General features: G+C 66.9%; 9 protein-coding genes and 4 pseudogenes. 3 read left to right on the top strand and 10 right to left on the bottom strand.

Annotation, left to right across the window (positions count from 1 at the left end):
* The 4 genes and pseudogenes from ABZZ79_RS39055 to ABZZ79_RS39070 form a co-directional block, all read right to left on the bottom strand.
* Positions 1-426 (bottom strand): annotated as a pseudogene (locus ABZZ79_RS39055) (transposase); the annotation flags it as partial.
* Between the two features lie 128 nt (positions 427-554).
* Positions 555-1,078 (bottom strand): annotated as a pseudogene (locus tag ABZZ79_RS39060) (integrase core domain-containing protein); the annotation flags it as partial.
* Between the two features lie 145 nt (positions 1,079-1,223).
* Complete coding sequence (locus ABZZ79_RS39065) at positions 1,224-1,592, bottom strand: hypothetical protein (protein WP_356697369.1); 369 nt, start codon at positions 1,590-1,592, stop codon at positions 1,224-1,226.
* Between the two features lie 24 nt (positions 1,593-1,616).
* Entirely contained in the window at positions 1,617-2,075 is a 459-nt protein-coding gene (locus tag ABZZ79_RS39070; RefSeq protein ID WP_356697371.1) for an SRPBCC domain-containing protein, read from the bottom strand.
* Positions 2,076-2,339: 264 nt separating this feature from the next.
* Between ABZZ79_RS39070 and ABZZ79_RS39075 the strand changes: the two genes are divergently transcribed.
* A complete protein-coding gene (locus ABZZ79_RS39075) occupies positions 2,340-2,837 on the top strand; it encodes a transposase (RefSeq protein WP_356697357.1) in 498 nt (165 codons plus the stop codon).
* Here the strand turns inward: ABZZ79_RS39075 and ABZZ79_RS39080 are convergent.
* The 4 genes and pseudogenes from ABZZ79_RS39080 to ABZZ79_RS39095 form a co-directional block, all read right to left on the bottom strand.
* Positions 2,794-3,345 (bottom strand): hypothetical protein, encoded by a 552-nt coding sequence (locus tag ABZZ79_RS39080; RefSeq protein ID WP_356697359.1) that lies wholly within the window; start codon positions 3,343-3,345, stop codon positions 2,794-2,796. The genes ABZZ79_RS39075 and ABZZ79_RS39080 overlap by 44 nt on opposite strands.
* 324 nt (positions 3,346-3,669) lie before the next feature.
* Complete coding sequence (locus ABZZ79_RS39085; RefSeq protein WP_356697361.1) at positions 3,670-4,098, bottom strand: hypothetical protein; 429 nt, start codon at positions 4,096-4,098, stop codon at positions 3,670-3,672.
* Position 4,099: 1 nt separating this feature from the next.
* A pseudogene (locus ABZZ79_RS39090) lies at positions 4,100-4,440 on the bottom strand (putative adhesin).
* A gap of 432 nt (positions 4,441-4,872) precedes the next feature.
* Positions 4,873-5,687: pseudogene (locus ABZZ79_RS39095) on the bottom strand (transposase).
* A 247-nt stretch (positions 5,688-5,934) separates the two neighbouring features.
* On the opposite strand from ABZZ79_RS39095, the gene ABZZ79_RS39100 reads away from it, so the two are divergent.
* Positions 5,935-6,327, top strand: a complete 393-nt coding sequence (locus ABZZ79_RS39100) for a LecA/PA-IL family lectin (RefSeq protein ID WP_356697373.1) — start codon at positions 5,935-5,937, stop codon at positions 6,325-6,327.
* Between the two features lie 495 nt (positions 6,328-6,822).
* On the opposite strand, the gene ABZZ79_RS39105 is transcribed toward ABZZ79_RS39100, so the two are convergent.
* Together ABZZ79_RS39105 and ABZZ79_RS39110 are read right to left on the bottom strand one after the other, a co-directional pair.
* Positions 6,823-8,874, bottom strand: a complete 2,052-nt coding sequence (locus ABZZ79_RS39105; protein WP_356697363.1) for a beta-galactosidase — start codon at positions 8,872-8,874, stop codon at positions 6,823-6,825.
* Positions 8,875-8,991: 117 nt separating this feature from the next.
* The gene (locus ABZZ79_RS39110; protein ID WP_356697365.1) at positions 8,992-9,978 is read right to left on the bottom strand and encodes a LacI family DNA-binding transcriptional regulator; all 987 of its coding nucleotides are present in this window, start codon (positions 9,976-9,978) and stop codon (positions 8,992-8,994) included.
* A 524-nt stretch (positions 9,979-10,502) separates the two neighbouring features.
* Between ABZZ79_RS39110 and ABZZ79_RS39115 the strand changes: the two genes are divergently transcribed.
* Positions 10,503-11,846 (top strand): sugar ABC transporter substrate-binding protein, encoded by a 1,344-nt coding sequence (locus ABZZ79_RS39115; protein WP_356697367.1) that lies wholly within the window; start codon positions 10,503-10,505, stop codon positions 11,844-11,846.
* The last annotated feature ends 102 nt before the right edge of the window (positions 11,847-11,948 follow it).

The raw sequence follows: 11,948 nt of genomic DNA on the forward strand, positions 1-11,948 counted from the left end.
AGATCTCCCCGTGCGTCAGCCCCTTCGCCGACAACGACAGGACCATCTCATCCACCCCGCCCAGACGCCGCTGACGCTTCTTGACCAGCTGCGGCTCGAACGACCCGGCCCTATCCCGCGGCACCGCGATCTCGACCGGCCCCGACTCGGTGATCACCGTCTTGGACCGGTGCCCGTTGCGGTAGTTCTCCCGGCCGCCCTCAGCCCGCTCACCGGGCTCGTGCCCAGATGATCCGTGAGCTCGCCCTCCAGCGCCGACTCCAGCACCCGCTTCGTCAGCTGCTGCAGCAGGCCGCCCTCACCGGTGAGCTTCACCCCACCGGCCTGAGCCCGGGCAACCAACTCGGCGACCAGCCCGTCATCCACGGCACTCGTCGCACCCACAGCGGCCTTCCCGGCCTCGGTGTCACTCGTCACGTCAGTCATCAACTGTCGCTTCCAGCTCGGGAGTTACACCGCTCACCGTACAGATCCCAGGCCTTACCGCCGCGAGGGTGGGCGACCACCTGGCGGGCGGCCCAGCTTCGCAGACGACTGCTTTTTGAACCGTTCCACTCGGCGGGCGGGATGTGCCCTATCTCACCGTGGAGCCGGGTGTGGTTGTACCAGTCGGTCCATTCGGCGGTGGCCAGCTCGACCTGGGCGAGGGAGCGCCAGGGTCTCTGCGGCTTGATCACCTCTGTCTTGAAGAGGCCGAACGTGGACTCCATCAGCGCGTTGTCGTACGCGTCGCCGACCGATCCGATCGAGGCGGCGATGCTGGCCTTCTCCAGTCGAGCTCGGCCGCGAAGAAAGACGCCGCAGCCCTCAGGATCTCGTTGGCCCGCTTGAGCTCGGCGTTCTCCTTCTTCAGCGCCTTCATCGCCGCGGACTCCTCCGTGGTGGTCCCCGGACGCTGCCCGGAGTCGATCTCGTCCCGCCTGACCCAGTTGCGCAGCGTCTCGGCGGAACCGATGCCGCGCTTCTGCGCGACCGCCCGCAACGCGGCCGACTCGTTCGGATAGTCACCGCGGACTTCGGCGACCATACAGACCGCTCGTTTGCGCAGCTCAGCAGGGTAGGAGGAAGGACGTGCCATAACTCGATACGTCCACCACGCGCGCCTGCACGGCGAGGACACGGCGCCAGATGTCCACGCAGATGCACCTCCTTGTGACGAGCGTCCCGCGTGGGGTGGTGGGGCGGTCATGCCGGCGGTGAGCCGCCGTCGGTCACCACTCCGCCTATGAGATCGCGGACGAGTTCAGCCGCCTGGGAGCGGGCCTGCTCCGGCTCGCCTGTCTCCGTGATCGCGACGGACAGCTCGGTGAGCGCGCCGTAGAACGCCCGGGCGACCAGGTTGGCGGGTGGGGACGCAGACGACCGGCGTCGAGTGCGGCGTTCACGATGTCGAGAACCAGGCCGCCAAGGTGCAGATGGTCCAGCTCGCGCCACCGCTGCCAGCCCAGGGCGATAGGCCCCTGCTGAAGCACGATGTTCCGGTAGCCGCCTTCGGCGCAGACGTCAGCGCGATGTCCGTACGACGCCCCAATACTCCAGCCGTAGGTCGTGATCTCTCGTCGGTGCGGCGTGAAGACAGTGCGGCCACCGATAGGCCTTCCCGGGAAGGAGTGATCTCAAGGCGACGCAGCCGACGACATCAGCTCTTCCAGCTTATTGAGAGCCTGAGTCCAGCCTTCCTCGTGGAGAGCTAGTCGTCGCTCAGTTGCGAAGTCACCCTGGGCGAACAGCAGCTCCGCCGACGTACCGTCGATATCGCGAAGCGATAGCGTCACTACGGTCTCCCGGTCTTCGGGATCGGGATCCTCCCATCGGAAGGTGTAGGACAGGCGTTCCGGAGGGTCGACCTCAAGGAATTCCCCTACCAGGTAGAACAGATCGCCTTCGGGAGGCTGCATCGCGATCCGATAACCGCCTCCTGGCCGAAGGTCGTTTCCCACGCTCGGGGTGGTGAAACCGTCCGGACCCCACCACTTGGCCAGTTCCTCTGGTTGGGTCAAGGCTCGGAATACGACTGAGCGTGGCGCGGTGAGGACACGCTGCATCTGCAGCCTCAGTTCGCCCTCGCCCGTCATCACGAACCCCTCCGCCCAAAGGCGTCGAGATCGACCACTACATCCATTTTAATGCGCTAGTCGTAGACCGCGATGCCGCTGGTCAGGAGCAGTGCAAGAGCAGGTAGGCCACTGGTGATCATCGCGTGTTGTGTGGACAAACGAAGATCAGCGGTGGCCGCAGACAGCGCGGGTACCGACGCCACGGGCGAGATGACCACCAGCGCGGAGTCGACCAGCGGCTCGAGTGCGAGGAGATGCCGGGACGCGGAGCCGAGTGCGGGTGTGATCGACTCGCAGTCGGTCAAGGCAGACGCCGTCGTCGGCGCCGACAGCCGCGGCTTTGACGGCGGCAAACAGATCAACGGGCGCAAGCGGCACATCGTGGTCGACACGCTCGGCCTGCTGCTGGGCGTGATGGTCACCGCTGCGGACACCGGCGACCGCGCCGCCGCCCAGGTCCTGCTCGAGCGGGTAACCGACGCGCACCACCGGTTGGCCCTGGTCTGGGCGGACGGCGGCTACACCGGCAGCCTCGTCGAGTACTGCCTGGCCACGCTCGCGCTGGTGCTGGCGATCGTCAAACGCAGCGACGACATGCGCGGCTTCGTGGTGCTGCCCAAGCGGTGGATCGTCGAGCGCCTCTTCGCCCACCTGATGCGCACCCGCCGTCTGGCGCGCGATTTCGAACGCCGCACCACCAGCGCCGAGGCGATGATCTACTGGTCGATGACCCTGCTCATGACCCGCCGCCTGGCCCGCTCACGCCGCGGGCGAGCGTGAACCGGCCCGGTGCCGGCTCGGCCAGCCAGCCTCGCGCGACCAGGCGTTTCGCTTTCGACCGCAGTGCTTCCACCCGCGCCGGAACCACGTCCATGCCGAACGCCGCGGCCATCTCCTGGCAGGTCAGCGGCCCCTGCCCGAGCCGGCACCGGTCCGCGAGCACTTCCAGGATGCGCTGGTAGTCCACCGACAGCACCGACCGGGCCAGCCCCTCACGCCACGCCGGCACCTGCGACTTCGCCTTCGCCGCCTCAGGCATTGACGATGCCTCCTCGGCCTGCCCGTCGGCGGTCGGTGCTGTCCGGTCGGCCTGGTCGTGGCCATGCCCGCTCTCGTCTGCCGGGGCAAGCACCTCGCCCACCCGCGAGCGAGCGATGGCCCATTCCTTCCAGTCCCGCTCGGCCACGGCCAATTCAGCCTGGATGCGGTCGGCCTCCTCCCGCAGCTCGTCCACGCGACGGCGAGCCACGAGCTCACGCTGTTCCAGCAGCCCCACGACCGACGGCATCCATGACCTCCACAGCAGCGGCGACACGACAGACCACCACTCCCACAGGATCACCGACCCTACGCCCGACCAGCGCAAACGCCGTCCTCAAGCCCGGAAAGACAACAGCTTCTAACGCCAGAACGAGGCGGCGGGAGGGAACTGCGCAGCCGCTGGCGGCGCGCGACAGTGCCGGCCCGGTGAACGCGGCGCTCGCGCTGGGCACGCAGCCACAGCGCGAGCGCTTCCAACTACCGGGTGTCGGCGGCAACGGCGTTCTCACGCCGTTGCCGCCGGGAGGCCCACGATCAGGCGGGCCTCCCGGCTGCTGTCGAGGATGACCGGTTACGAGACGTCCGTCAGGGGAGCGACTCGTTGAGCGTTGACTGCCTCGATGAAGACTTGGGGAGGCATATAGGAGTGCTTGGCCACGTAGTGGTAGATCAGGTCGGGGGCTATCAGCCAGTCCCCCGACTCGGCGATGACCCGCAGTTCGGCTCCACCCAGGAACTGCTCGGACCCACGGATGTTAACCGTCACAGGGTACCCACAGGATTCGCTGTCAGCCGTGAGAGTGCAGCTGTGCAAGCCTCTCGTCTGCATCTGCGCCTCATGGTCGACGAGTTCTGCGAGATTGTGCAGGAAGTCGGCTGGCACTGTCCCTGTGGGGTGGCTTGGCCCTGCCTCGAGCCATCCCACGGAGAGGGCATTTATGCCGGGGGGGACGGAATCGGGGAAGTACATGTACGGCGACATGTCTTCGTAGTATGTCATTTCAGCATCCTATGACTGACCTGCATGCGGCCCAGTGGACAACTCCCATGTTGGGTCGCAGGAGGTCTGAGAGTCGCGTTTCTTGCTGAACCGTGACGTTTCGCGGAGATCCCTTGATCTTGAGTCCCCCGGGTGGGAAGAGGGAATAATCGGGCAATTTTTCGCCCGGTCCGTAGATTTCCAGGGGGGGGGTATCTTCCCCTCACCCGTCTCGATGACATTCCCGGCCAGGTCAGTTATGGGCTGCCCGTGCCTGCTGTACACGTACAAAGTCGTGCCCTGGGGAACAGTAACCGAAGCCCCATCTCCGCTGCGTATGCCGCCGTGGCCACTCAGGACGATCTACACCCCAGACTGCCGCCCACGACCAGCACGAGCACCCCGAAACGACATCACACCAGCACCCTGACCAGATACTTCAAGATGGCGCAGCTTCATCGTCTGGCCCTGGGAGGGCACTGAGGGGTACGACGCATACCAGTGGAGGCTGGTCCGCCACCTTGACGCCGACGCTGCGGTCGACAGCGCCCGCAGTCTGCTCACGAGCCGTCAGAAGGTCGCGGATAAGAAGCGTGCCGAGCGGCAATAGCCACGGTCACCCGGCACCTCGGGCCGGTGAGAGCCAACCGCTACGGCGGCCGGGGCCCAACCGCTGGCTAGGGCGGTCACCGGGTAGAGGCGGACGGAGCGGGTCAGCCATGACGTGGCCTTTGACGAGGGCACGCTCGTACGGGCCCGGTACCCCTTGAGTGCCCTGGGGCGCGGCCGCAAGGATCAGGCCTGAAACAATTCAGGCGGCAGGACGGACGTCGTCCTGCTCAAGCGGCGCGCCTTCCGCAACGGCATCCTTCGCGTGCTTGAGAGCCTGCAGCCACCCGGCTGATGTCGTGGAGCGAACAAGTACCGGAGTCGGCTGCTCTGGTCCGAGCGCAGACGCCCGAGCAGCGTCACCGGCAGGTCCACCAGCGCGTGGGACAGGTAGGCGACGTCGTAGCCGGAGTCCATGACGATCAGGATCTCGGGATCTCCTGGCTTCCACTGCCCGGCGTGGATCAACCGCTCGACAACATGGCGGAGTTGAGCTGCCGTGACGGCAGTCGTGTCGTCGGCGGGCCTGGGACGCACGGCGTCCGGTAGCGCGACTCAGGAGGTGCGGCCCGTTTCCAGGGCGGCGACGAAGGAGTACGGCCGGCCCGGAACGAACTGGTCCCTGCTGCGGGCACCGCGTCCGTAGACGTGGCAGAACAGCCGGTCGTCGCTGGTCGGGGCATCGGGGCATCGGGGCATCGGGGCATCGGGGCATCGGGGCGGAGCCGGTTGCACACATCCACGGCCAACACGATGCGCCCGTCGGCGGCCTTCGGGAGCGGCTGGCCGGCCAGCGTGCGGCGCAGCCTTGCCGGTTCCGCCCAACCCCTGTCCAACGCCGCGTACAGAGCACCGTGCCCACGTCGGTGCTCGACCGCCAGCGACGGCTCCACCAGCGTCTTCGCCGGCCCGTCCGCACACAGCACCGCGTCTGTGAGCTCGAAGAGCGCGTCCGCCCGGGCGTAAAGGCACTCGTAGAAACTCGACGCGCCTGGAAGCAGATGGTCGAGCGTCTGGAGGAAGGCCGGGAAGGACGCGAAGGTCTTGATCGAGGTCCAGCCGAACGGGCGGGCGAAGCCGAATGTGGACGCGCTCGGCGCGCTGGGCGAGCCCAAGAACCTGCGCTGGCTGCGCCGGCGGGCCGCGTCGCCTCCGCCGCCCACCCGCCGGGCCGGCGATGCGCTTGACACCCTATTGACGGAAAGTAGCATTGGGGCTACTGAACGTAGTCAACTCGGAGGTGTCGCCATGGGTGATTTCAATGTCGTGACCGTGCCCGCGAAGACTGAGGGCGGGGTGAAGTCCGGCGTGACGGTCCGTCGCGACGACATCTTCACCGTCTCCGGAAGCGGGCGGGCACAGTACGACCAGACGCGCGTGACCTACCCCGACGGGACCAGGTACATCGACGACAAGTTCGCCGGAGCGCATGTGGCGCAGACTGTCCTGCCCGGCGTGCCGGTGGGGACACTGATCGCCCGCATCGGTTCAGGCCCGTGGTTCGCCGTCGGCCACTCCCAGACTTTCCGCGCCCAAGAGGACGGAGAAATCACCGTCGCGTACAACGACAGGCCCGGAATGTACGGCGACAACTCCGGGGAATACACCGCCCTCATCGAGAACCACGGCAACCCCTCGTAAACCATCCCGCGGGTTTCCCCGGCCCCGGCCCCTACAGTAGGGCTGCGCACCAGACCGTCGGGGCCGGGGACCGACGGGGTAAGAAGTGGCGGAACCTCACCGAGCTGACAGCGTCGTCCATGCCCTTCTCGCCGAGGTCGAGGTAGCCCAGATGGGTGGGGAACCAGACGCCGTCCCCCTGATGCGGTCAAGCCGATCCGGATCGGGTACGCGCGCGATGCTCTACGAGTCCGCCGCACGGGCCGGCTAGGTGCTGTGCCTGAACGCGGAAGAGTATGCCGGTTTCGAGGACTTTCCCGGCCCGAGGAAGGATCAGTCCTCCGCACCGGCTCTGACCAGTACCGTACGAGTCGCAGATTGGAGCCGTATGTTCGCGGCGTCCCGGCGTGGCTGATCCGAGGTAAGCCGACGCCCTGTCCGGCTCTTCCGATCTCTTGTGCCGAGAAAGGGCCGGGTGCTTCTGCCTTGCTGGTGGCAGCAGGGCACGGTTGAGCCTTACCGGGGGTTTGCGAGGACGGCCACGTCGTGGCCGGCCAGGGTGATCCGATCGCTTTCGAGGGCATCGGCGTCGAGGCAGCTGCCCCACTTTCCGGGAAGTTCTATCTGCTGTTCGCGCGGAGTGTGGTTCAGAAGAATCAGGTAGCGGTGCGTCGTGCTGTGCCGGACAGCGGCTTGAACACCTTCGGGCAGTTCCTTGACGATGGGATGGATGCCGGCGTCTTCGGCGGCGCGGCCGACGATCATTCGCATGGTGATGCGGTCGAGAAGTGTGGTGATGTGGCGGGCCGTGCCGTTGCCGTAGCGATGGAGGGTGCATGCCGGCTGTGGTCCGGTAGGTGTGACGAGCGTGAGTTCGGGGTCGGCTCCCTCGAGGACGATATCCTCGTGCCACAGAACAGCGGAGCCCCCGTCACGTTCCTTGTCTGCCATGCACGGCCTTTGAACGGCGAAGGAGACCTCGTCGGCGGCGGGGAGGAACTCCTCGATGCGCAGGCCGAGAACGTCGCGCAGGGGGGCAGGGTACGGGCCGGGATGAACGCGGTCGTGCTCGTCGACGATTCCGGAGAAGAAGGTGGTGACCAGGTGACCGCCGTCGGCGACCCACTGGCTGAGGTCTTCTCCGTCACGCATTCTCAGGAGGTAAAGGGTGGGTGCGAAAACGAGCCGGTAGCGGGTGAGGTCGGCGTCGGGTGGGATGACGTCCACTCCGATGCCCATGGTGAAGAGCGGTTCGTAGCAGTCGAGGAGACGGTCGAGCTGTCGGAGTCGGTTCGAGGGGTGGGAGTCGAGCTCGAGGGCCCACCAGCTTTCCCAGTCCAGGAGAATCGCGGTGTCGTTGTGGATGCGTGTTCCGGCGAGTTCGGGGACGCGGGCGAGTTCTTTGCCCAGGGCCGTGATCTCGCGGAATACTCGGCTGTCGCGTCCGGCGTGCGGAAGCATCGCCGAGTGCCACTTCTCGGACCCGCCGCGGGACTGGCGCCATTGGAAGAAGAGGATCGCGTCGGCGCCGTGTGCGATGGCCTGCCAGCTCGACAGCCGCATGAGTCCGGCAGCTTTGGCGCCGTTGTGGTCGCGCCAGCTGACCGCGCCGGCCGCTTGTTCCATGAGCATCCACGGGTCGCCGCCACGTGAGCCACGCACGGTGTCGTAGGCGAGGCCCGCGGCAATGTGGGACTTGGGGTCGTGGGGGTCGGGGTAGCCGTCGAGGCTGGCGATGTCGGTGCGCGGTCCCCATATGTGCTGGTTGACCGGCTTGAAGTGCGCCATGAAATTGGTGGTGAGCGGTATGTGGGGTGTGTGCTCGCGCAGTACGCGGCGTTCGGCCTCGTAGCAGGCGAGGAGCGCGTCGTCGCTGAAGCGCTTGTAGTCGAGCTGCTGAGCGGGGTTGGCGACGTAGGGGGTGATGCGGGGCGGCTGTATCTGTTCGAAGGTGGTGTAGCGCTGGGACCAGACCTCGGTGGTCCAGGCGTTGTTGAGTTCGTCGATGCTCTGGTACTTCGTCTGGAGCCAGCGGCGGAAGTCGATGGCGGATGTGTCGCAATAACACTCCGCGACGTGGCACCCGTATTCGTTTCCGATGTGCCACAGGCCGAGGGCGGGGTGGTCCTTGTAGCGTATGGCGGTCTGTTCGGCCAGGAGGACGGCGCGTTCCCGGTAGATCGGGCTCGAGGGACAGAAGTGCTGGCGGCCGCCGGGGTGGAGGCGGGTTCCGTCGACGGTGACCGGGAGGATCTCGGGGTGCTCGGTTGCGAGCCAGGCGGGGGGTGAGGCGGTCATGGTGGCGAGGTCGGCGGTGATGCCGTGGTCGGCGAGTTCGTCGAGGACCTGGTCGTAGAAGGAGAAGTCGAAGCGGTCCCGGGCGGGTTCCACGCGGCCCCAGCCGAACACTCCGACGGTCACGAGGTTGACTTCGGCCTCGGCCATGAGTGCGTAGTCCTCGGCACGTGTGTGCGCGGGCCACTGCTCGGGGTTGTAGTCCCCGCCGTAGGCGAGGCCGGAGAGCCGATGACGGAGCCGGTCGGTGGCGCTGGAGGCGGTTTCGGTCATGACAGTGACGGCTCCTCGCCTGTCGAGGGATGTGGAGCGCTGTTCCATTCGCCTGAACGTGATGCGGTGGACGTGATGCGGTGGCTGCTCAAGGGCGCTGCGGTAGGGCAGGGCCGCTTACTTCGCCGGGGCGGCCGTGCTCTTACGCACCACGAGGCGGGGGAGGATCTGGGAGACCGGAGGGGTCGTGTCCTGTCCGTGGCTCATCTGGTGGAGGAGTGAGGCGAGGCATTGCTCGCCCACGCGCTCGAATTCCTGGTGAACGGTCGTCAGGGGCGGCTGGTAGCAGGAGGAGTCGTCGACGTCGTCGAAGCCGACGACGCTGACGTCGCCGGGAACGCTGCGGCCGGCTTCGGCGAGGGCGAGCATGACGCCGAGTGCCATCTGGTCGTTGGCCGTGAACACGGCGGTCAGGTCCGGTTCCTGGGCCAGCCGCTGTCCGGCTTCGTAGCCGCTGTCGGCCGTCCAGTCACCGTAGGACACCGGAGGGACTGGACTGCCGGCCTCCTTGAGCGTGTTGTGCCAGGCCTCGAGACGCTGGCGGGCGGACGGTGAGTCCTGGGGGCCGGCGAGGTGCCAGACCGTCCGGTGCCCCAGCGACAGAAGGTGTTCCGTGGCGAGGCGGGCACCGGCCGCCTGGTCGGTGTCGACGACGGCGTAGCGCTGGTGCCTGTCGCCGGCCACGATGACGACGGGTATGCCGGTGGGCAGGTGGAGCGTGGGTGTGTCCAGTAGCTGTGCCTGGATCAGCACGACGCCGTCGACGGCCTGCACCGCCAGTTCGCCGTACGCTTCGCGCACGGCTTCCTCGGTGGGTACCCCGACCTCCATCAGGTCGATGTGGTATCCGGCGGGGCGTGCGGCGGCGGCGAGGGATTCCAGTACGCGGGATTCGCCGTAACCGCGGAGGTTGAAGTTGATGACGCCGATGGCGCGGAACTGGCCGGTGGCGAGGGCCCGGGCGGCGGTGTTGGTGCGGTAGCCGATCATGTTCATCGCCCGCAGGACCCTGTCACGCGTCTCGGGGTCGACGTTCTTCCGGTTGTTGACGACCCGGGAGACCGTCTGGCCCGACACCCCGGCGAGTGCCGCGACGTCCTCCATCGAGGGAACTCGCTTCCGCCCACTCGTTGTTGGCCTCGCCGTCCCCTGGCCGTCCACGGTCGCCCCCTCTGTCGTTCGATGCGGCGATCCCCACTTCGCATCACCCGGACTGCGCATGTTGGCGCCAACATGAAAACTGGTCAAGAGGTTGCTCCGTACGCTACTCGTCGTTAATGAAAATCTCGGATAAAACGGTTCTTTCGCCCGCATCTGAGAAGTCGACGGCAGCGTATTGACACTCCCGGAAGCGGTGGACACACTGGCGAAACCAGTCAGTAGTGTTAGCGCCAACACGCAGATGCTTCACGACTCGCCTTCTCTCAGCGCCGGGAACGGCTACGACACCTCTCGGACGCGCATCCAGGAACGCGGAATACCGCTACAAGACGGCACTTCAGCTGACCATCGCGATCCGCTCACAGGTTCTTCACCCGCCGCACCGGCAGGTCTGTCCCGGCTCGTCGGCCCTCGTCACCGGGCGGCCGGCCGCCCTGAGCACTCATGCCCGCCCGAAAGGAAGCGCCATGAATCGCCCCCACCGCGGCACTGGACCGCGCCGAATCCTGCTCACGGCGATAACGCTCGCGGCCTCGGTCACGCTCGTCTCGTGCGGGCAGGGCGACGGTTCCTCCCCCCAGGCGTCTGGCTGCAAGAAGGCCGGCGGCAAAGTGACCCTGACCTACTGGTCCTGGGTGCCGGGCATGGACAAGGTCGTCGACGAGTGGAACTCCACTCACCCCGACATTCAGGTGAAGCTCGCCACGGTGCCGTCCGGTGCCGCAGGCACCTACCAGAAGATGTCCAACGCCGTGACCGCGGGCAACGCCCCGGATCTGGGACAGATCGAGTACGACACCCTTCCCAGCTTCCGGCTCCAGGACGGACTGCGCGACATCGCCGACTGCGGGGCCGCCCGGCAGCACACCCGATTTCCCAAGTGGACCTGGCGCCAGGTGTCCTTCGGCGAGGAATCCGTCTACGCGATCCCCCAGGACACCGGCCCCATGGCGCTGTTCTACCGCAAGGACCTCTTCGCCAAGTACGGCATAGCCGTGCCCACCACCTGGGAGGAGTTCGAGGCGGCCGCACGCAAGGTCCGCCGGGCCGATCCGCGGGTTGCCCTCACCAACGCGGCCGTCGGCGAAGGCTGGTTACCCGCCATGGCCTGGCAGAACGGAGCCACATGGTTCCGCCTGGACAAGGACACCTGGAAGGTCAGCGTCAACGACCAGCCGACACGCCAGGTCTCCGACTACTGGCAGCGCCTCAACGACGGCAAGCTCGTGTCACCCGCCGCTACCTTCAGCGAACAGTGGAAGAAGGAGATCGCCGAAGGGAAGATCCTCACCTGGCCCAGCGCCGTGTGGGCCGCCTCGCTGATCAAGACCGACGCCCCGCAGACCTCGGGCAAGTGGGGCGTGGCGCCTCTTCCCCAGTGGACCGCGGGCGGCGAGAAGAAGAACGGCAACTGGGGCGGGTCGGCCACCGCCGTCTTCAAGAACAGCAAGTACCCCTGGGAAGCGGCTCAGTTCGCTCAGTGGCTCAGCAGCGACCCCGAGGCGCTCCGGCTCCAGATCAGGCACGGCGGACTCTACCCCGCGGCCAAGGGCGCACAGGCCCTGCCCGAACTGCGGCAGGGCGATCCCTTCTACGGCGGCCAGAAGATCTACGACGTCTTCGCCGAGACCTCGGCCCATGTGGACACCAGCTTCACCTGGGGTCCCACCATGACCACCACGACCAGCGCGCTCAAGGACGCCGCGAACGCCTCGGTCAACAGCAGGACAAGTCTCACCGCGGGCATCGACATCGTCCAGCGCAAGACCGTCGAGGCCATGCGCCAGCAGGGCCTCGACGTCCAGGACTAGTGCCCCAACAGGCAACGTTCGCCCCGTCGCGACGCCCGGCACGCCCTCTCGCCGCACCGGGCACAAACCCGAGTACATCCAGTACGAGGGCCTGCACCCGGC

The organism is Streptomyces sp. NPDC006458, assembly GCF_040612135.1.
Lineage (GTDB): Bacteria > Actinomycetota > Actinomycetes > Streptomycetales > Streptomycetaceae > Streptomyces.